This window comes from Streptomyces sp. SID3343, assembly GCF_009865215.1.
Taxonomy (GTDB): Bacteria; Actinomycetota; Actinomycetes; order Streptomycetales; family Streptomycetaceae; genus Embleya.
Genome location: NZ_WWJX01000336.1, coordinates 25,966 through 45,690, shown reverse-complemented (window position 1 = coordinate 45,690; position 19,725 = coordinate 25,966). Strand labels below are relative to the sequence as shown.

15 protein-coding genes, 1 tRNA gene and 1 pseudogene are annotated in these 19,725 nt (G+C 67.1%); 10 read left to right on the top strand and 7 right to left on the bottom strand.

Annotation, left to right across the window (positions count from 1 at the left end):
* The first annotated feature begins 53 nt into the window (after nucleotides 1-53).
* Nucleotides 54-3,131 (top strand): AAA domain-containing protein, encoded by a 3,078-nt coding sequence (locus tag GT354_RS11235; RefSeq protein WP_161356132.1) that lies wholly within the window; start codon nucleotides 54-56, stop codon nucleotides 3,129-3,131.
* Between the two features lie 59 nt (nucleotides 3,132-3,190).
* Here the strand turns inward: GT354_RS11235 and GT354_RS11230 are convergent, their stop codons facing one another.
* On the bottom strand, nucleotides 3,191-5,281 hold the full coding sequence (locus tag GT354_RS11230) for a plasmid pRiA4b ORF-3 family protein (protein WP_161356131.1): 2,091 nt from the start codon (nucleotides 5,279-5,281) through the stop codon (nucleotides 3,191-3,193).
* 97 nt (nucleotides 5,282-5,378) lie between these two features.
* On the opposite strand from GT354_RS11230, the gene GT354_RS56460 reads away from it, so the two are divergent.
* The 6 genes from GT354_RS56460 (at nucleotide 5,379) to GT354_RS56450 (ending at nucleotide 9,010) form a co-directional block, all read left to right on the top strand.
* Nucleotides 5,379-5,843, top strand: a complete 465-nt coding sequence (locus tag GT354_RS56460; RefSeq protein ID WP_202511770.1) for a hypothetical protein — start codon at nucleotides 5,379-5,381, stop codon at nucleotides 5,841-5,843.
* On the top strand, nucleotides 5,789-6,070 hold the full coding sequence (locus GT354_RS56455) for a DUF433 domain-containing protein (protein ID WP_346011979.1): 282 nt from the start codon (nucleotides 5,789-5,791) through the stop codon (nucleotides 6,068-6,070). Before GT354_RS56460 ends, GT354_RS56455 begins: the two co-directional genes overlap by 55 nt.
* Nucleotides 6,067-6,339: a DUF5615 family PIN-like protein gene (locus GT354_RS53795; RefSeq protein ID WP_237534615.1), complete on the top strand. Its 273-nt coding sequence runs from the start codon at nucleotides 6,067-6,069 to the stop codon at nucleotides 6,337-6,339. The genes GT354_RS56455 and GT354_RS53795 overlap by 4 nt, the downstream gene beginning before the upstream one ends.
* A gap of 336 nt (nucleotides 6,340-6,675) precedes the next feature.
* Nucleotides 6,676-7,164 carry a hypothetical protein gene (locus GT354_RS11210; protein ID WP_346011978.1) on the top strand — a complete coding sequence of 163 codons (489 nt, stop codon included), beginning with the start codon at nucleotides 6,676-6,678 and terminating at the stop codon, nucleotides 7,162-7,164.
* Nucleotides 7,161-7,433, top strand: coding sequence for a caspase family protein (locus tag GT354_RS53790; protein ID WP_237534614.1), 273 nt, complete (start codon nucleotides 7,161-7,163; stop codon nucleotides 7,431-7,433). Before GT354_RS11210 ends, GT354_RS53790 begins: the two co-directional genes overlap by 4 nt.
* Nucleotides 7,430-9,010: a PQQ-binding-like beta-propeller repeat protein gene (locus tag GT354_RS56450; RefSeq protein ID WP_346011977.1), complete on the top strand. Its 1,581-nt coding sequence runs from the start codon at nucleotides 7,430-7,432 to the stop codon at nucleotides 9,008-9,010. Before GT354_RS53790 ends, GT354_RS56450 begins: the two co-directional genes overlap by 4 nt.
* 318 nt (nucleotides 9,011-9,328) lie before the next feature.
* On the opposite strand, the pseudogene GT354_RS53780 reads toward GT354_RS56450, so the two are convergent.
* A pseudogene (locus tag GT354_RS53780) lies at nucleotides 9,329-10,183 on the bottom strand (ATP-binding protein); the annotation flags it as partial.
* A 1,025-nt stretch (nucleotides 10,184-11,208) separates the two neighbouring features.
* On the opposite strand from GT354_RS53780, the gene GT354_RS11195 reads away from it, so the two are divergent.
* A complete protein-coding gene (locus tag GT354_RS11195; protein WP_202511753.1) occupies nucleotides 11,209-11,415 on the top strand; it encodes a hypothetical protein in 207 nt (68 codons plus the stop codon).
* A 603-nt stretch (nucleotides 11,416-12,018) separates the two neighbouring features.
* Here GT354_RS11195 and GT354_RS11190 read toward each other — a convergent pair.
* Together GT354_RS11190 and GT354_RS11185 are read right to left on the bottom strand one after the other, a co-directional pair.
* Nucleotides 12,019-12,095 (bottom strand) — tRNA-Pro (locus GT354_RS11190).
* 48 nt (nucleotides 12,096-12,143) lie between these two features.
* Complete coding sequence (locus tag GT354_RS11185; protein ID WP_161356128.1) at nucleotides 12,144-13,076, bottom strand: metallophosphoesterase; 933 nt, start codon at nucleotides 13,074-13,076, stop codon at nucleotides 12,144-12,146.
* Nucleotides 13,077-13,201: 125 nt separating this feature from the next.
* Here GT354_RS11185 and GT354_RS11180 point away from each other — a divergent pair, with 125 nt between their 5' ends.
* The gene (locus tag GT354_RS11180) at nucleotides 13,202-13,657 is read left to right on the top strand and encodes a GatB/YqeY domain-containing protein (protein WP_161356127.1); all 456 of its coding nucleotides are present in this window, start codon (nucleotides 13,202-13,204) and stop codon (nucleotides 13,655-13,657) included.
* A 203-nt stretch (nucleotides 13,658-13,860) separates the two neighbouring features.
* On the opposite strand, the gene GT354_RS11175 is transcribed toward GT354_RS11180, so the two are convergent.
* Nucleotides 13,861-16,311: a transglycosylase domain-containing protein gene (locus tag GT354_RS11175; RefSeq protein WP_346011976.1), complete on the bottom strand. Its 2,451-nt coding sequence runs from the start codon at nucleotides 16,309-16,311 to the stop codon at nucleotides 13,861-13,863.
* A gap of 376 nt (nucleotides 16,312-16,687) precedes the next feature.
* On the opposite strand from GT354_RS11175, the gene GT354_RS11170 reads away from it, so the two are divergent.
* Nucleotides 16,688-17,002, top strand: a complete 315-nt coding sequence (locus GT354_RS11170; protein WP_161356126.1) for a WhiB family transcriptional regulator — start codon at nucleotides 16,688-16,690, stop codon at nucleotides 17,000-17,002.
* 279 nt (nucleotides 17,003-17,281) lie between these two features.
* Here the strand turns inward: GT354_RS11170 and GT354_RS11165 are convergent, their stop codons facing one another.
* Both GT354_RS11165 and GT354_RS11160 read right to left on the bottom strand, forming a co-directional pair.
* Entirely contained in the window at nucleotides 17,282-18,463 is a 1,182-nt protein-coding gene (locus GT354_RS11165; RefSeq protein ID WP_161356125.1) for an ArsA family ATPase, read from the bottom strand.
* Nucleotides 18,460-19,623: an ArsA-related P-loop ATPase gene (locus GT354_RS11160; RefSeq protein ID WP_161356124.1), complete on the bottom strand. Its 1,164-nt coding sequence runs from the start codon at nucleotides 19,621-19,623 to the stop codon at nucleotides 18,460-18,462. Before GT354_RS11160 ends, GT354_RS11165 begins: the two co-directional genes overlap by 4 nt.
* Nucleotides 19,624-19,725 lie beyond the last annotated feature (102 nt).

Here is a 19,725-nt window from a genome sequence, read left to right as displayed (position 1 = left end):
TCACTTGGCATGCACAGTCACTGATCGATCCTGAGGAATCGGGTAACACGCACATGACACAGAACGAGCGACCGTATCCGGTGACGGAACTGATGGCGGCCGTCCATGCGGAGATCCGATCCGCGCGGCGCGATGACGGAAAGAACGCGCAGAAGGTGCCGCTGTCCGGTGGCCGGCTTCTCTCGGCTTCCGATGGGCGATTCGAATACACGTTCGTATGCAAGAAGTGGCATGCGTCCCTCGACAGCCCATCCGTGCTGGTGCGGGCTTCGAACTCTCGCGGCCCGTGGGCCACGGCGGAGGTGTCCCGTAAGCCCGACGGAACCGTGCGGCTGGTCGCTGCCGAAGACCTGGGGCGGTCTGTGGCCAACGCCCAGATCCGGAAGGACGACTCGGCCGGTTTGGGTATCGTCGCAGAGCGGCTCGCAGCCGTGGGGCAGGCGGGGAGCGCGATAAGGACCGAGAGCGCCGGCTGGATCGTCGGGCGGGGAAATCCGCTCGTCGGACGGGCCTCCAATGCGGGTCAATGGGTCGCCGACTGGAACGACCTTCAACTGAACGCGCGTCAGCGGCAGGCCGTCGAGCAGGCGTTGGCAAGCGAGGTCCTCTTCCTCTGGGGGCCACCCGGCACGGGCAAGACGGACGTCGTCGGCCACATCGTCGAGGGCTGCTTCCGGCAAGGACTCAATGTCCTTTTCCTCGCTCCGACGAGGATCGCGGTCGACCAAGCGCTGGAACGCATCTGCGATCTGCTGCAAGCTCAGGACGGCTTCGCCGAAGGGCTCGTGCAGCGAGCGGGGGACATCGAAGCGGCTTCCCTGCGCGAGCGGTACGGCGAGTACGTGGACGCGGAACGGATCGCCGCCCGCACCGCGGCGGCATTGGAGAAAGCGCTCACCCGCGCCACGGAAACCCTCAAGCACGCGCGCGCTCTCGTAGTCCTGCACGACGATGCACGTTCCCTGGAGGCGGAGCTGTCGTCGGCGCGGACGGCTCAGAGCCAAGCTGCGGCGGGGGGCGCCGGGGCTGAGGAGGCCGCACTACGTGCGGAGGCCGATGCAGCGCAACTCCGGCTGAGGATCATGCAGTTCGGTACCCCCGGCGGGCTCTTCGCCAAGCGTAAGGAGGCCCAGCTTGGTGCTCTGCGTGATGAGCTCGCCCGAGCCGAGACGACCGCCGGAGACGCGAAGCGGCGTGCCGCGGTCGCGAAGGTGGACAAAGGACGTACCGCCGCGCAGGTTTCCGACCTGAGCAGGCGCCTGAACACCGCCCTGACTCAACTGGTGGGCGTTCCCCAGCGCGCGACGTTGGCCCGGCAGGCCGAAGCCGCGGACAAGGAGATCAACGACCTGGACCGGCGGCGACGAGAACTCAGGGACACCGTACGTGCCAAGTGCCGGGTCATGGGGGCCACCGTCGCCAAGGCCGTTCAATCGCGGAAGCTCCTGGACCGGGTCGACGTCGTCGTTGTCGACGAAGCAGGCATGGTGGACCTGCCGTCGGCATGGCTTGCCGCCGGGCTCGCCCAAAAGCGCGTTGTCATCGCCGGGGATTTTCGGCAGTTGCCGGCCGTGACCAAGGGTGACGGGGATCGCAAGGCAACCGACGAAGAGCGCGCGTTCTCCCTGGAGTGGGCCGCTCGTGACGCCTTTCACGCGGCCGGGTTGGTGACCGCTGCGGGAAAGGTCTGCCAAGACTCCCGATTGGTGGCTTTGGATACGCAATACCGCATGCGGGTGCCGATCTGTGACCTCGTGAACGCCGTCGCCTATCCGGACGCCCCACTCGGTACCGGCCGCCACGATCGAAGCCGGATTCCGTTCAACCCGCTGGTCGACGCGCCGGTCATCCTCGTGGACACCTCGAAACAACGTATTGACGGGCCCGACTATCGAGCCAACACCGTCAACGAGGCGGTAGTCCATGAACTGGTACGCGGACTCCAGTACGAGGGTGTGCTTCCCGGCCGGAAGTGGGAAACCGCGGACATCCGAAAGGGCGAACGGGCAATCGACAGATTGGCCGTGATCGCCCCGTATCGTGCCCAGGTCCAAGCGTTGAAGGGCAGCCTGAAGTACCGCTTCGGTGAGGAGTACGAGGGTCTCGTCGACACGGTCCACCGATTCCAGGGCAGCCAGCGCCCGATTGTGGTGTTGGACACCGCCGTCGGTGCCGGAAGGGACCCCGGCTATTTCTACAGCGGGACGGGTTTGTCCTCCCACACCTGCCGGCTGCTGAATGTCGCTCTCAGCCGGGCCCAGGATCATTTGGTCGTCGTTGCCGACGTCGACCATCTGCGGCAGCATCTTCCACCTCACAGCGAGGCCCGGATCATGCTCGACCACCTGGAAAGCCACGCCCAGGTGATGTCGGCCGACCAACTGGTCCCTATTCGCGAGGCGGCTCAGCTCTCCACGCTCTCAGCCGAGGAACTGGCCCGACCGGCGTTCTTTCCCGCAGACGAGGTCTTCGAGGCGGTGAAGTGGGATATCGCGCGGGCCGCCACGAGCATCGATCTCTACTGCCCGTTCCTCAACCCGCAGCCGGTTCGCAATTGGTCCGCTCTGTTGCGTGCACGCGTCGATGCGGGCGTCCGCGTGACCGTATACACCAGGTCCCCGGAGGAGCAGAGTAACGACGTGGCAGCAGGGCACCATCAACGGCGGATCGAGGAACTTCGGTCGGTCGGCTGCGAAGTGGACTTTCGGGAACGTATGCACGAGAAGGTCCTCATCGTCGACCGAGCCGTCCTGTGGCACGGCTCGTTCAATCTGTTGGCCAGCGTCGGCCCGACGGATCTGATGATGCGCTATACGGATCCGTCGACATGCGAGCGGGTCAGTCGGGTGATCGAGCGGGCGAGAAAGGATCGCCCGGTCTGGAATCCGCGCATGGTGGCCGCTGTGACCACGGCCGCCACTGGTGATGTCGTCGATGCCTCTGCGTCGACATCGACCCTCGGCATCCGTCCGGGGGCCGTCATCGACGGTCGGCTCTACCTGCAGGTTCCGTTCGGGGAAAAGGACGAGGCGAAGCAACTGCTCGGTGCTCGATGGGACAAGCCGAACGGCCTCTGGTACGTCGATGCGGCCCGAGTCGATCACGAGCAGGCCGGCCGCTGGCTGCCGTAGCTCCACCGCCTCGCATCGGCCGGTGAGGCTTTGCCGGCCGGTTCGCTGTCCGTTCGGCGTCATTGCCGGCGGTTGGGGTTGACCTTCGTCGCCGACCTGCGCAGCCGCTTGGCCAGCGCCTTGTCCCGGGTCCTCAGGTGTCGCCCCGCCGCTTCCAGGACGGCACCGGTGGCGGGGTGGTCGCAGCGCCATAGGTCGTCGGCGGTCTCTGCCAGGACGGGCAGTACCAAGTCCGCTTCTCGGTCGAGGAATTCGGCAAGCGCCTCGTCGGCGACGCCGAGCGGACCCCACAGATAGTCGATGAGCCACCAGAGTCGGAGGTGTGGACCGTGCCCTTCGGGGGCCTCACCGTGGCCGGCCAGGGCGATCGCCGCAGTCTGGGCGCAGCCGGGGACCTCGGAGGCTGCGGCTTTGCGAAGGACCGCGAGCGCTCGGGGTTCGTCGAGTTCCGCCAGTACCGCTGTCGCGCTCAGGCGACGCAGGGCCGCGTCGGCGTCCAATCCGGCGCAGGAGTCGATGAGTTGGACCGCGGCCGGGCCTTGGCCCCGGTGGCTGATCCAGCCGGTGATCTCGGCGTGCGCGGCGTCCTGGTCGTAGTCGAGCAGCGCGTCCAGCAGGGTCGGGGCGTCGGCGGCGGCCAACTCACCGATCAGCGGGGCGGGGATTCCCTCGGTGAGGAGGTATTCGCGCACGCCGTAACGGCCCAGAGGGGTCAGCCTGAGTCGGCTCTCGGGCACAGGAGTGTCATCGCTGCTTTCGGTGACCCCCTTGATACCCAGGGCGCCCAGGGCGCCCAGGGCGCCCAGGAGGATGTTGTCGCGCTCAAGGCCCGTGTCCGGGCCGGTTTCCACCTCTGCCGCCCGATACTCGGCAAGGACGACAGCCGCTTGGTCGAGGATCCGCAGGAGGAGCAGTTCGACCAGTCGTGCTTCCTGCTCGGGAACGTCGTCGCGGAGTGCGTGGAGGAACAGCGCCGGGTCCAGCCATTCGCCGTCGGGAACCTCGTACAGTGCCCGCAGTACGGCTGCCGCCAAGCCGTCGCCGTCCTCGCTCCGCATGCCCAGGGCGGCCAACAGCACGGGTGGCAGACCGAGGCGTTCGAGGTCGTCCAGGGCGGCGAGTTCGCCGTCGATCGCCCGGCACCAGACCTCCAGGACTCCTTCGTCTCCCGCCGTGGCGGGCAGGTCGGTACCGGGTCGTGCGGTGCCCGCGCCGATCTGCACCAAATCCGTGTACAGGGCGAGCCGCCACGGGTCGTCCAGGCAGGGCAGGTCACCGGAGCTGCGCAGGCGTCCGAGCCGCTGGTCACGCTCCGCTGGCCGGAGTGTGCTCAGCTCGTCGTCCTGCGACCACAGTTCGAGTTCCTGGACGGCCAGGCGGCCGAGTGCGGGCTTGAGCACGTCCCGGGATGTGACGGCTCGTCCGTCCCGACACCAGTGGGCCAGGCGGAGCGTGGCCGCGATCAGCGGCACCTCCCGTGCGGCGGCGGCGAGGTCCGCGAGCGGTGCCAGGGAGACGGGGTGCACCGGGGCGAACTCCACGTCGAGGTCCTCGTCGTCGTGGATCTCTCCGCAGGAGCAGCGCTGTCCGTCGGGGACGGCCTTGGTCGACCGGGACGCCGCGCCGGCCGTGGCCGGCCGCGGCTCCAGCACGGCCAGTTGCCGGTCCAACGCCTCGCGGTCGAAGGCGGCGGGGTCGAACCCCTCCTCGCGCAGGGTCTCGACCAGGTCGGTCCACGGTTCGGGGGCCGGCGCGGTGCGGTCCGTGACGGCGTCGATCACGGCCGCCAGTCCCCAGGCACCGCCGGTGTCCTCGGCGTCGGGCATGGCGCGGCGCCCACCGGCGCAGCGGACGTGCCGGTTGCCGGTGGACGCGGGGAGGATCTTCTCCAGGGTGATCAGGTGCCGCCAGTCGTCGCCGAAGTCGTAGGTGTAATCCAGCCGCCCGCGCTCGTAGGGCAGCACCTCGGCGATGGACACGGACTCCTCGTCGACGTCGTGACCGGGGTCGTAGTCGTACCCCGACGGTGCGCCGACGTCGACGAATTGGCGGCCGGAGCCGGGTTCGGTGAAAGCGTGCAGGTGCGAGTCGTCCGGGTACCGGTGCCATCCCCGCGCACTGCGCCGGGTGGGCGAAGCTGCCCTTGACACATTCGCCCATCTGTGCCGCTAGCCTTGGCCTGCCAAGGGTGTGGACGGGATCCGCGCCGTTCCGAACAGCTGTGGAGTAGTGCCAGAAGTGGCTGCAGTGGCGAAGATCGAAGCGTCGGCAGAGCCCGAAGTTTTCCGGGCGGCCGGAGCCGGTGGCCCGGCCGGGTCCGAGTCCCCGGCTGCGGACCGGGAGCGCCTGTTCGCACTGCTGCCCGAACTCGCCGTGTGCGAGGCGGTGTTCCTTCCCGCAGATCCGCCCCTATCGGGACGGATGGCCTTTTGGACGTTCGGCGGCGAACCGCCGGACCTCGGGGCGCAACCGGAGGATCTCACCGTGGTACGCCCGCGCGGCTCGTCCGTGAGCCGGGTCCGGGTGACCGCCGTGCCGCTGCCGGTGGAGCAGGCGCTACCGCTGCTGACCCGCTGCCGGGCGATCGGCGCGGACGGCGGCGGGCGGGTGTCGGGTGGCACCGTGTCCGGGGCGGGAATCTGGTCATCCATCAGCTGGTGGATGTCCTCGCGCCTTTCTACAAGGACGGCAGGCACATTCCAGACCTGCTGAATCCACGTGATCACGTTGCAGTGGACGCCGCAGTGCGTGGCGGCGATCCAGTCATCCACGGCACCCGCATTCCGGCGGCGGAGGTAGCTGCTTTGGTGCGGGACGGTGTACCCGCAGGCCGGATCGGTGATTTCTACCCAGGAGTCACGGCTGCCGCTGCGCGCGATGCGGTTGATTTCAGCGACTACGTAGACAGCTACGACGGCCCCAGGCAAGTCGTGGCTTGAAGCTGCTGCTGGATGAGAATGTCCCCAGGCCCATGTCTCAGATCGTGCGCATCCTGTTGGCAGCACACCAGATCGTTCACGTCCAAGAGTTGGACGGTTGGGTCGGCACGAAGGACATCGGGCCGTTTGCGAAGGCCAAGGCGGCAGGGTTCCACGCGATCATCACAAATGATGCGAAGCAGATGAGTCGCTCCCTGGAGGTGGTGGCGATCGCGGAGTCGGGTCTTCATCGAATCCAGTACCGCCAGAACAACAAGCACGGGGCCTAATCGGTCTCGGGACCGCGATAGCCACTGTCTGTGCGGCGCTGCCACACGCGATCGCCGAGCTTGAAGCCGCGGATGGGCAGCGTTTGGTGGCGTTGACGGCTATCGACCCCTCGCGCCACAACCGCGCGCAGGTCACCGGTCCGAATGCGTCGCCCCCCGAGGCACTGGCCCTCCTGACGGACGCTGCGGTAGGGGTGGGCCGGCGCCGTACGCGACAACGGTGGGCACGCGTCCCTGCCAGGAACTGCAAATATGACGGGGCGTTGAAACTCCGATGGCGAGCGCGGATGCCTGCACGTCGGGGTGGCGCGGCGTGGTCGTAGTTGGGGATCCGCAGTGGAACGGACGCTTGATGACTGCCAGTACAGTTCTGACTACAATCAGCAGCAGTCTCAGGACGTGGCGATGAATAGTGCCGTTCGGTTGGAACTGATGGGACTCCCCGATACAGATGAGAATGAACTCCGCCGATTGCGCGGGCAGTTGCGCCGCTCCCTACTGGAGCTGGATGTAGCAGATGTGCGGTTGGCGCGCTCCTCCGGCGACGTTCCATCAGGGGCGAAGAGCGGCCAACTGATCGCCGCCGGCACGCTCGTCGTCACTGCCGCGCCTTTCGTCCTGCGCCAAGTCTTCCAACTCGTTGACACATGGTTGAAGAATCGCCCGGTCCGTGGCATCAAGGTGGAGTTGGGCGGTCGCACGATCGAGTTGAGCGACGCCTCGATCGCTGAGCGAGAGCGCCTGATCGATGCCTTCTTGGCATCCCATGAGCCAGCTGACGCGGACGAGACGGACATCGATCAGATGCAGACTCTGACCTCGTGACCACTCAGGCATTCGGCGATGGCCGCCGTAGGGCCCTACTCATCGGCACGGGAACTTACGAGCATGCAAGGCTCCCTACGCTGCTCTCGCCCGAGGTGGACTGCACCAGGTTGACCGAGGTTCTACGTGACCCGGAGGTTGGCCAATTCGAGGTACAGCAATTGATGGACGTCGACCGCTCCACGCTGGAAAAGGCGATCGAAGGGTTCTTCGTCACTGCGGAACGCGATGATCTTTGTTGCTGTACTTTTCGTGCCACGGGGTCGTGAGCGAGCGAAGCGAGAAGCTCTACTTCGCCGTAGGGAACACCGATCCGGATCGCCCTGCTCACTCGGCGATCTCCGCGAGCTTCGTCCACGATGTGATGGGCGAGTGCCGCGCCCGGAGCATCGTCGCGCTGGTGGACTGCTGCTTCAGCGGGTTGTTCATCCCCGGCGCCAAAGGGGCCGTTCCGGCAGGCTTCGAGAAGGCACTGGCAGGCCAGGGCAATGTCATCATCACCGCAGGAAGTCGAGGAGAGCTTGCCTGGGAAGGTGATCACTCTGGCGCGGAGACACCTGCACTCTCACGATTTACCGAAATGATCGTCGAGGGTTTGCGCAGTGGTGACGCCGATTTGAATGGCGATGGTCTGATCACCGTTCACGAACTGTTCAGGTATACCTCCGAGCGGCTCTACGAGGAGGGGATCGAACAGACGCCTCGCATGGGCGGCGAGATGCAGTACGACATCGCGCTGGCCAGGGTGAAGAAGAAGCACCGACAGCAACGTTCGCGGGCGGCAGGCAAGGATGAGCCCAGCCGTCGGACTGCGGCCCCGCGTCCGCGCCGCCAACCCGAAGTGTCCTGGCGAGTCTCGGCTGCTTCCGGCCCGGCTCGTCAGCCTGTCCTGTTCGACGGCACGTTCATCGTGCATGAAAACTACCGGCTGCACGTGCTCGACACCGAGTCGCGCCGTCGCTATCCCCTGATTCAGATGAAGTACCCCGGCAGTCCCGCCTTTCACGGTGGCGCCGCCCATTTCCCGGGCCAGGATCGTTGGTTGCAGAGCGTCGATTTACGGACCGGGAGACGACGCCGATCTGCTCAAGTGCAGGTCTGTGACGGTCTTCTGAATGTCTGCGCAGACGTTCTGTACGCGTTCGGCCCGGAAGGTTTAGTGCACTCAATCGACCTGCTGTCGAACGAAATTCGCTGGTCGTCACGCCTGGGGCAACCAGTTGTCGGCTGCGCTCCCGAAGTGGCTGCAGGCCATGTGATCGTCATGACCGAGCGGTCACGACCGTTGGCCGGTGCTGCGAACCGCAACGGGCGACGCGTCTTGGCAGTTCTGGATGCTACCGCCCTCCACTCTTGGACCTATGATCCCGAAGGACAGCTTTCCCCGGAATGGGTTGTCACCGACTTGAGCATTTACTTGGTCGAACAGATTGAGCCCACTCATCAGAGGATCGTAGCTGTCGACCCGACCAACGGGAAAACGCTGTGGGACTTCCATACCGTGGGCGACCTCGCTGCTGCTCCCGCCACGGCAAACGGATTGGTTATCTTCGGCGATGTGGACAACCGACTCGTCGCGCTCGACGCAAGAAGCGGCAAACTGAAATGGGAAAGCAAGAGCAAGGGGCGTGTTCTCACCCGACCTTTTGCAGCGGACGACACCCTCTTCACCGCTGATCGAGCCGGGATATTGACAGCCTGGAGGCTCTCAGGTGGTCAAAAGCGCCGTTCCCGCGACCTCCTTCTCAGCCCGGACCGCCAGGGGCGCCCCGCAGCCGGCCATGACCGGCTGTACCTCACAGACTCGCGCGGTGACATTCACGCGCTGCCGACGACTCTTCGTTAGGCGCTCTCCCATCCGACCGAAGTGAACGCATCGGCCTCTTCGTCCCGACGCAGGCCGGTTGCTGGGGTAACTTGCGCGGTTCAGAGGTGGTGCCAGGTTCGTTGACGGGCGCTGCTAGCGGGCCTGGTCGCGGTTACTTTGCTGCTGCAGATCAGCCTCCAGTACCTACACATCTGGCCGTTCCGGCGATTCGGGCGGCTTGGACGGTTCCGAGGCGGATGCCGCCGGTCAGTGCGTGTTAGGTGTCACGGTTTGAAACGGCGAGGTCGATGGGTGCCGGGCGCTCCCGCGACGGGACGCCTTCGGCCGTAGAACCGCGTCGACGGGAAGCGTTACCAGCGCGACGGTCCCTCCTGTTTCAGCCGGGCTGAGTCGGACGTGGATGTCGTGCCGGGTAGCCAGGCGACCGACGACGAACAGACCCATGCGGTGCGCGACCGACACGTCGACGACCGGCGGGTGTGCCAACCGATCGTTGGTATCTGCGAGTTCCTCCTGCGTCAGGCCGATCCCGCTGTCGTGGATCTCGATTATCGGGCGGCTATCCGCCTGGAAAGAGCCGCCGACCTGCACGCGGCTCGTGGAGAACATGGTCGCGTTTTCCAGCAGCTCGGCGAGCAGATGAACCAGAGCATTGACAACCCGACCGGCAACGAGGCTGTCGGGCAGCGTTCCCAACTGGATTCGCTCATAGTGCTCCACTTCGGAGGCTGCGGCGCGCAGCACGTCCCGTAGCGGCACCGGCTGGGTCCAGCTGCGGCCCGGTTCCTCACCGGCGAGCACCAGGAGGTTCTCGCTGTTGCGACGCATACGGGTCGCGAGGTGGTCGAGCTTGAACAGGTTGGCCAGCTGGTCCGGGTCCGCCTCGCGGTTTTCCAGGTCGGAGATGAGCGTGAGATGACGTTGGATCAGCTTCGAGGTGCGACGCGAGAGGTTGACGAACATGGCGTTGACGTTGCCTCGCAACAGGGCCTGCTCGGTGGCGAGTCGCACAGCCTCGCGGTGGACCTCGTCGAATGCTCGTGCCAGCTGGTTGATGTCGTCGCGTTCATGGATGCCGACGGAGTGCACCCATACATACATGTTCTCTGGATTCTCGGTTACCTGTTCAATCAGCGCGGGCAGGCGATGGCGTGCCACGTCCTGTGCCATGTCGCGCAAGTGATGTAGGGCCGCCGTGTCCCGAGCGGCATGCAGACGCACCTGTTCGGCTTCGGCGTGAATCCGCTCCAACTCGCCCAAGTAGCGATGGTCGAGTCCGCTCGCCGCCACCAGGCGCAGTCGTTCCTCACGGTCCCGCCGCTCCTTCTCTTCGCGCTCGACCTCCGCTTGAACACGGGCGAGTTGGGCCTCCAGGTGGGCACAGCGCTCCATGGCCTCGTCGCGTTCGCGCTTCGTCAGTCGGAGTTCGTCCTCCATGACCAAGATCTCGCTGCTGAGTTGCTCGCAGCGTCGCGACAGGGCGTCCCGTTCCCTGCGGCAGACGTCCAATTCGGCAGCAAGGTCCAAGCGTTGCCGAGTGGCTGCGTCCTCTACGTCGTGTATACGTCGTTCGAGTTCGCGCAGCAGGCGTTTCCGGTCGGAAACACTGGCTCGCAGTTCTCGGATCTGGAGTTCGGCTTGCTCTTGCTCCAGGACAACCTGTTCCAGGCGATCACTGGCCAACTGCATCCGGTAGCGACCGGGTTGCTCCGAAAGCAGCGCTTCCCGATGGAGGCGGTAGACGTACGCCTGCATCTCCAGATCCAACGGCCGGTCGAGGGCATGGTAGGCCGACTTCAGGAGGGCATCGACGAAGCTTTTCTCCGGGATGCGTAACGCCGCCAGGTAGCGGGATACCGAAGGCGGGCTCAAATGGTGGTACACGGCGAACTGACGCAGGCTCTTCCCGGTGGCCTTGAACAGCCCACGGAGCGCCATCGCAAACTCGCGTAGATCCGGGGCCAGTTCATCAGGTAGGGGCTTGAGTCCGGGGACATCGTGTCCATTCCCCAGGTGCAGTCCGGCGGTCTCCCCGTCCCTGTCCCATGCGTCCGACATCGACTGGGTACCTCTCTCGATTTCTGTTTCCATCCGTGGAAACAGAGGGTGTTTCCGTTCCGCAACACTGCGGACTCCCGCCAACCTTGCATCATCCTCGGCGCCGGTAGGGCTGGGGGATCGAATGTCAGGATGAACCTCGACCGAAGCGGGACAGCATGCACGACGAACACACCAACGACGAGCACCGCCGGCGCGCCACATACCCCAAGCGCTTGCGCACGGCTTCCATTGTGCTGATGGGCGTGACGGCGATCGGCGGTGTATTCGCGGTGTTCACGCAGCCTTCCGGCGCCACTTTGTGTGGTGTGGCCGGCGTGATCATCGCGCCGTGGTGCGTCGTGTTCGGGGCGTGGCTCAAGTAGTCGCCCGCGTCGTGACGGGACATCTGCGGTGTCCACGCCCTTACCATCCGGGGCTTCGCATTATCATCCGAGCCGGGGCTTTTGCTTGCGTGAACTCGACCGGTTCGCCTTCGGTCGAAGGGGCCGACGTGTCGGCGGGCGCTGTCCGGGCGCGTGCAAGGCGTGGACGGCGTGCAGGCCGTCGACGGGGGGTTCGGCGCCGAACAGGAGGGCTGGCGTCTCGTTCCACGCGCCGATGTGTACCGCGTCGATATGGACAGACGCGGAAGCGAGCTGGCCATGTGCAGTCGAGCTGCGACCGATGAGCTGATTCACGTTTCGTATCAGCTCGTTATACACACGGTGAGTTCGTTTGTTGTGGGTACGGCGGAGGCGGCAGGGTCGTCATCGCGGACACTTGGTGTTGTATCCCCGTGTGGGGCGCAATCGACGCGCGGAGGCCCGCTTCGATGCGGCAGGGGTCGTCCGTCGCCATCAGGAATGACCGGAGAGGTCTGCCCCCAACCGCTGAAGGCTCGGGGTGGTCGGGACGGTTGCTGTACTTCGTGCTGTACTCAACATCAGAGGCCCCACCGGAATCATCCGATAGGGCCTCTGACCTGCTGGTCGGGGTGGCGGGATTTGAACCCACGGCCTCTTCGTCCCGAACGAAGCGCGCTACCAAGCTGCGCCACACCCCGATGCTGCGCGTTCAGCTTAGCGGGTCGGGGGCCTCAGGCGAAATCCGGTTATCGCGGGGTGGTGGTGGGGGTGGGGCCGGTGGACTGACGGGGTGTCAGGGTCAGCAGGGTGGCTTCCGGGGGGCAGGCGAAGCGGAAGCGGGCGTAGCGGGAGGTGCCGCAGCCTGCGGAGACGTGGAGGTAGGCCTCGTGGTCGCCGGAGGCGTGCTTGGACAGGCCCTTGGCGCGGCCGCGGTCGAGGTCGCAGTTGGTGGTGAGGGCGCCGTAGAAGGGTACGCAGACCTGGCCGCCGTGGGTGTGGCCCGCGATCACGAGGGGGTAGCCCTCGGCGGTGAACGCGTCCAGGGCTCGCAGGTAGGGGGCGTGGACGACGGCGAGCGACAGGTCGGCCGACCGGTCGGGGCCGCCGGCGACCTGTTCGTAGCGGTCGCGGTCGATGTGTGGGTCGTCCAGGCCGACCAGTTCGATGTCCAGGCCTTCCACCTTGCATCGGCCGCGGGCGTTGTTGAGGTTTTCCCAGCCTGCCGCGTCGAAGCCGTCGCGCAGGTCGGTCCACGGGTTGTCCGGGCCGTGCCGGCGGGTGCCGTCGTCGCGGCGCAGGTAGCCCGTGGGGTCCTTGGGCTTGGGGCCGAAGTAGTCGTTGGAACCGAAGACGTAGGCTCCCGGCCGGTTCAGCAGCGGGCCGAGTGCGTCGAGCGTTTCCGGTACCGCGTCGGGGTCGGACAGGTTGTCGCCGGTGTTCAGCACGAAGTCGGGATGCAGCGCGTCGAGTCGACGCAGCCACTCCTGTTTGCGGCGCTGGCCGGAAACCATGTGGATGTCGGACACCTGAAGTATCCGAAGCGGGCGGGCCCCCCGGGGCAGCACCGGCACCTCGACCCGACGCAGACGGAACGAACGGGCCTCGTAGGCCGCCGCATAGGTGAGGCAGGCGGCCCCGGTGGCGGCTACGGCAAGGGGGATGGCTGAACGCGGTCGCATCCCACCATGCTCGCAGAGCAGAGCGGGCCTCGGCAGTCTCGTCGGCGCACTCGCGTGTGTCGGCGAGCGGGTACCGGCGGGTAATTGGGTGGGGCGGCGGGGACGCCGGCTGCGACACTTGGGCCATGAGCACCTTCAAGAGCCGTTTGCAGAGCGACCTCACCGAGGCCATCCGGTCGCGCGACGAACTGGTCTCCTCGACGCTGCGTCTCGCGCTGAGCGCGGTCGCCTACGAGGAGGTAGCGGGCAAGCAGGCCCGTGAGCTGTCCGACGACGAGGTCCTCAAGGTCGTCGTGCGCGAGGCGAAGAAGCGTCGTGAGGCGGCCGAGGCCTTCGAGACCGGCGGCCGCACCGAGTCCGCCGCTCGAGAGCGGGCCGAGGGTGAGGTCCTCGCGGCCTATCTGCCCGCGCCACTGTCCGACGACGAGCTCAAGGTGATCGTCGCGGACGCGATTGCGACGACCGGGGCGAGTGGTCCGCAGGCGATGGGCCAGGTCATGAAGGTCGTCCGGCCCAAGGTCGGGGACAGGGCCGAAGGCGGCCGGATCGCCGCCGAGATCAAGTCGCAGCTCGGCACCTGACCCCGCCGGCCGGCCGGCCGGCCGACCGGCCGACCGGTCACACCTGACGAAAGACGATGGCGGTGCGTCCCGAATCGGGATGCACCGCCATCGTCGCGTCTTGATCTCATGGACGAGAGAAGAGGGAAAGAGGGAAAGAGAGAATCCGGCTCAAGCGGTTCTCACCGAAGCGCTCGACCACTCGTCCCAGTCAGTCGACTCACTCAGTCGTCCCACCCCGGCGGACGCGTGTGCGACGGCGGTGGTTTCGTCGGCTGCCCCGTGGACCCCCCGCCGCCGGGCGGCGTGGTGTTCTGCGGAGGATCGGGTGTGTGCCCGCCGCCACCCCCAGTACCCCCGCCCCCAGTGTCCCCGCTGTCCCCGCCACCCGGCGGATCCTGCGTGCGCGGAGGGTCGGGCGCCCTGGTGGGGAACTGCGGTCGACCCGGCGTCGTCGGGGCGTTGCTCGCCGGCGTTCGCGGGTCACGCGTCGTCGGCGGGCGGTTCTGGTCCGGCTTGTCGCCCTTGTCACCCTTGTCGTCGCGCTTGCGCGGATCCGGCTTGCTCGGGATCGTGCCCGCGGGCGGGTTGACGAATTTCGGGTCGTCCAGGCCCTTGAGCGCACCCGACATGGCGTTCTTCCAGATCGGCCCGGGAACCGCGCCGCCGAAGACCTTGTCGTAGGTGACCCCGCCGATCCGGATGTCCTTCATCACGATGTTGGTCTTGGGACCGCCGACCCACACTGCGGTGGACAGGTTCGGCGTGTAGCCGACGAACCAGGCCGCGAAGCGGGAGTCGGTGGTACCGGTCTTGCCGGCGTTGTCGCGGTCCGTGAGCCCGGCCTGGACGCCGGTGCCGTCCTCCATCACGCCCTTGAGCAGGGTGTTGATCGTGTCGGCGGTGGACTGCTTCATCACCTGCTTGCAGCCGGCCTGCGGCACCGACAACTTGGTGCCGTCGAGCTTGGCCACCTCGGTGACCGCGATCGGCGCGCAGTAGACGCCCCGCGAGGCGAACGCCGCGTACGCGGCCGCCATGTTCATCGGCGCGACCGTGTTCGAGCCGAGCGTCATGCTGCCGACCTGCAGGAGCGGCTTGCCGTCGCCCGCGTGCACGCCGAGTTGGTCGGCCAGAGTCGCGATCGGGCACAGTCCGGTGTCCTTGGACAGCAGGACGAAGTACGTGTTGATCGACTTCTCCAGCGCGGTCTGCATGTTCCAGGTGCCGACCTCGTTCTTGCTCTCGTTCTCCGGCTCGAACTTCGGGTCCATGGTCGGTTTGTCACACGTCCGGAATTTCTCCTTCCGCATGTCGATCTTCGCGTCGGTCGAATACTCCTGATCGACCTTCATGCCGCTTTCCAACGCCGCCGCAGCGGTTATCGGCTTGAAGGTCGAGCCGGTCTGGAACCCGAAGGTCGACCCACCCATCGCGTTGTCGACGGCGAAGTTGAGCGTGGTCTCGTCGTCGGCGAAGCCGTACGGCCGACTCTGGGCCATCGCCTTGATCCTGCCGGTGCCCGGTTCGACCATCACGACGGAGTCCGCGACCCGGTCCGTTTGGAGTACGCCCTTGGTTGCGGCGGCGTAGGCCGACTTTTGGGCCTTTCGGTCCAACGTGGTGGTGATCCGAAGGCCACCCTCACGCCACAACTGGTTGCGCTCGTCCTTCGTCTTGCCGAACGCCGGGTCGTTCTTGACCACCCGTTCGACGTAGTCGCAGAAGAACGCGGAGCCGTCGAGCTTGTCGGCGGTGATGCAGCCGTTGGGCAACGGTTGGGTCTTGAGGTTCAACTCGGTCGCCTTGGCCACGTCGGCCTCGGCCTGCGAGATGACCTGCACCTCGACCATCCGCTGGAGCACGATGTTGCGTCGGTCCCGGGCGGCCACGGGGTAGCCGATCGGGTCGAACGCGGAGGGCGCCTGCACGATGCCGGCCAGGGTGGCCGCCTCGGGCAGGGTCAGGTCCTGGGCGTGCTTGCTGAAGTAGCGCTGTGACGCCGCCTCCACGCCGTAGGCCTGGCGGCCGAAGAAGGTGATGTTGAGATACCGGGTCAGGATCTCGTCCTTCGACAGCCGTTGTTCGAGGCCGATCGCGTACTTGAGTTCCTTGATCTTGCGGGAGATCTCCTGGGCCTGAGCCTTGGCGACCGCGGCCGGGTCGTCGCCGGCCTCCTCCACGAAGATGTTCTTGACGTACTGCTGGGTGAGGCTGGAACCGCCTTGCTTGGTTCCGTTGCCACCCGACTGCTGGTTGCGCATCAGTGCGCGCAGGGTGCCCTTGAGGTCGATCGGACCGTGCTCGTAGTAGCGCGAGTCCTCGATCGCCACGATCGCCTGGCGCATGATCGGTGCGATCTGGTCGTGGGTGACCAGGATGCGGTAACGGTCGTAGACCATCGCGAGCTGGTTGCCCTCGGAATCGAGGATGTACGACGGCTGCGACAGGAAGGGTTGGTCCAGATCGCTGGGCAGGTCGTCGAAGTTTTCCGACGCCGCCTTCGCGGAGAGGCCGAAGCCACCCACGAACGGCAGCGCGATTCCCGCGACCAGGGCACCCGCGAGGACGCTCGCCCCCACGAAGGCGGACAGTCGTCCCGCGAAGCCCATGGCGGACCGGGGACGGGAGGGACCGCGTTTCGGGCGGGCCGAGCCGGAGGAAGTTCGGGCCATGGACGACACCCTACGTGCCGAAACACCGCGCACGGGCAAGGCACTTCGCCTAAGCTTGCCATGCGGCCGAGGGATTGCTGCCCTCACACATTCCACTCTTTAGAGTGAATGTGGCTGGATGTCGGATTTTTGCCGCGCTTCCGCGCCTCCGTGTGAGCGACGTGCCTCCTTCTGAGTGAGGCCGCGACCGGAAACGCAAGAGCATTCACCCGGACGGGTGGGTCCATATTTGCGCATAGTCCTTCCGGGCCATCGATGACCGCCCGCGCAGGGGCTGTTGCGCGTGCCCAGGGTTTCGTACCGTCCTGCTTGGCGACGGGAATTCCCGTCGCCGCCGTTGGGGGAGCCTCGAAAATCGGGAGAGGACGGCACCAGCATGAGCTGGGTTACCGACTGGAGCACGCAAGCCGCTTGCCGGAGTACGGATCCGGACGAGTTGTTCGTACAGGGGGCCGCACAGAACCGGGCCAAAGCGGTGTGCACCGGCTGCCCGGTCCGCACCGAGTGCCTGGCCGACGCACTCGACAACCGGGTGGAGTTCGGCGTCTGGGGCGGCATGACCGAGCGGGAGCGGCGCGCGTTGTTGCGCCGTCGGCCGCTGATCACCTCGTGGCGTCGACTGCTTGAGACCGCCCGCGAGGAGTACGAGCGGGACATCCACGGAGACGAGGAGTATCGCGTCGCCGGCTGAGCCCACACCACCGCTCGCACGACGCGGCGCCCGAGGGTCCCAGGACCGCGCAAGTCCGAGGACGTACGAGCGCCCGCAGGTCACGACCCGCCGGGGCCGGGAGTCAGGCCCGGGTCCCGGTGCGGTGGTGACGAGTCCCCGCGCGGTGACGAGTCGCCGAGTGCCGACGAGTCGGCAAGGTGGCGAGGAGGTGGCGGCCTGCCGACGAGTCGGCAAGGTGGCAAAGGGTCCCGCCGAGTACCGACGAGTCGGCCGAGTCGCCGAGCACGGCGGCCCCGGTCAGCCCGTCCCCAGACTCTCGCCGATGACGCGCAGGCCGGCCAGGTCGTGCACGTCACCGGGTAGAGCCGGAACCTCGGCCACCCGCACCTCGGGGTGGATCGAGGTGAAGCGCGTGCGCGTGCGCTCCTCCCGGTCGATCACGCGAAGCCGTTCGGCGTGCAACGTCAGCAGTCCCGCGACCAGGCGCAGGTCGGCGGGGCGCAGGGCGTCGTCGCCGACCGGGTCCGCGGGCTGCTCCGACTCGCCGTCGGCGCGTTCCGCGAGGGCCTCGGCCGCGGCCAGGCTGCGCTCGGCCGACAGTCGGCCGGCGCGGGTGGCGTGTACGCGGTTGAGTACGAGGCCGGCCAGCGGCATGCGCTCGGTGCCCAGTCGGTCGACGAAGTACGCGGCTTCGCGCAGCGCGTCCTTCTCGGGCGCCGCGACCACCAAAAACGACGTGCCTCGGGCCTGAAGCAGTTTGTAGGTGGCGTCGGCGCGCTTGCGGAAGCCGCCGAACGTCGTGTCCAGCGCGGCCACGAAGGTCTGGATGTCGGTGAGCAGGTGCGTGCCGACGACCTTGCTGAGCGCGCCCGTCATCAAACCCATGCCCGCCGACAGGAACTTGAGGGCGCCGCGTCCGCCCACCTTGGCCGGAGCGGACAGTATCCGGATGAGCCGACCGTCGAGGAACGAACCGAGGCGCTGGGGGGCGTCGAGGAAGTCGAGGGCGGAGCGGCTGGGCGGAGTGTCGACGACGATCAGGTCCCACTCGCCGGTCGCGTGCAACTGGCCGAGCTTCTCCATCGCCATGTATTCCTGCGTGCCGGCGAAGCTGGAGGACAGCGATTGGTAGAACGGGTTGTCGAGGATCTGCTGCGCCCGCTCGCGGTCGGCGTGCTGTTCGACGATCTCGTCGAACGTACGCTTCATGTCGAGCATCATGGCGTGCAGGCTGCCGCCCTTGCTCTCGTCGACGTCGACGACCCGGCGGGGGGTGTTGTCGAGTTCGGTCAGGCCCATCGACTGGGCGAGCCGGCGCGCGGGGTCGATGGTCAACACGACCACGTCGCGCCCGCGTTCGGCCGCGCGCAGGCCGAGCGCCGCGGCGGTGGTGGTCTTGCCGACGCCGCCGGAGCCGCAGCACACCAGGATGCGGGTGCCCGGGTCGTCGATCAGTTCGTCTATCTCCAGCCTGTTCATGCCATCCCCTGCTCGCGCAGTGCTTCGGCCAGCCGGTACAGACCGCCCAGATCCATGCCCTCGGCGAGCAGCGGCAGTTCGTAGACCGGCACGTCCAGGCCGCGCACCAGCGCGCGTCCCGTGCTCTCCAGTTCGATGCGGCTCGCGTGTTCGTCGGCCTCCGAGAGCAGCGCGGTGACCAGGGGCCGGGTGGGCTTGATGCCGCCGGCGACCAAGCCCGCCTCCAGGAGTTCGGGGGTGAGCCGTCGCCCGGTGTCGCTCTCGTCCTCGGCCTGCAACGGCGGCCGGGCCATGTTGATCACGACGCCGCCGGTGGGCAGCCCCGACGCGCGCAGCTCGGCGACACCGTCCACGGTCTCCTGGACCGGCATCTCCTCCAGCAGCGTGACCAGGTGTACGGCGGTCTGCGGGGAGCGGATCACGCCCATCACCGCCTCGGCCTGGGTGTGGATCGGACCGAACCTGGCCAGCCCGGCGACCTCGGTGTTGACGTTGAGGAAGCGCGCGATGCGGCCGGTGGGCGGCGCGTCCATGACCACCGCGTCGTAGGCGAATCGGCCCTGCACCCGCCGTCGGGCCGACTCGCACGCCTTGCCGGTGAGCAGGACGTCGCGCAGGCCCGGCGCGATCGTGGTGGCGAAGTCGATCGCGCCCAGCTTCTTGAGGCCCTTTCCGGCCCGACCCAGGTGGTAGAACATGTCGAGGTATTCGAGCAGGGCCTCTTCCGGGTCGATCGCGAGTGCGTACACCTCGCCGCCGCCGGGGGCCGTCGCGATCTTGCGGTCCTCGTAGGGCAGGTGCGGGCAGTCGAAGAGCTGGGCGATGCCCTGGCGGTCCTCGACCTCGACCAGCAGCGTCCGGCGCCCGCCCGAGGCGAGCGCCAGCGCAAGGGCGGCGGCCACGGTGGTCTTGCCGGTGCCGCCCTTGCCGCTGACGACGTGCAGGCGCACACCTTCCCAATCGCCGTGCCCGTCGTCGAAGCGCGCATCCTCGACGAGGGGTGGGTCGTCGATCGTTCGGGCGTCGTCGATCGCGTCGGCGTCGTCGTTCGCTCGTGCGTCGTCGGTCGTGCGGGCGCCCGCCGCTCTCGTCGTCATCGTGTCCGTCCAACGGGTCCGACCGAGACGGCCGGGACGGCGGTCGTTGCGGGTGCGCGGCATGCCCGGATACCTGCCCCCGTCGGCTTGCCCCATACGGGCGCATGGGCGGAAAACCCGGACTCGTGTGACCGCGCACCCAAACTCACGAGTCGAGCCTAACGA

Bases quoted from the DNA above. Each gene is read 5' to 3' on its own strand.
- GT354_RS11175 (WP_346011976.1), bottom strand. From the start codon at position 16,311: ATGGCCCGAACTTCCTCCGGCTCGGCCCGCCCGAAACGCGGTCCCTCC.
- GT354_RS11170 (WP_161356126.1), top strand. From the start codon at position 16,688: ATGAGCTGGGTTACCGACTGGAGCACGCAAGCCGCTTGCCGGAGTACG.
- GT354_RS11235 (WP_161356132.1), top strand. From the start codon at position 54: ATGACACAGAACGAGCGACCGTATCCGGTGACGGAACTGATGGCGGCC.
- GT354_RS11180 (WP_161356127.1), top strand. From the start codon at position 13,202: ATGAGCACCTTCAAGAGCCGTTTGCAGAGCGACCTCACCGAGGCCATC.
- GT354_RS11185 (WP_161356128.1), bottom strand. From the start codon at position 13,076: ATGCGACCGCGTTCAGCCATCCCCCTTGCCGTAGCCGCCACCGGGGCC.
- GT354_RS11165 (WP_161356125.1), bottom strand. From the start codon at position 18,463: ATGAACAGGCTGGAGATAGACGAACTGATCGACGACCCGGGCACCCGC.
- GT354_RS11195 (WP_202511753.1), top strand. From the start codon at position 11,209: ATGCACGACGAACACACCAACGACGAGCACCGCCGGCGCGCCACATAC.
- GT354_RS11160 (WP_161356124.1), bottom strand. From the start codon at position 19,623: ATGCCGCGCACCCGCAACGACCGCCGTCCCGGCCGTCTCGGTCGGACC.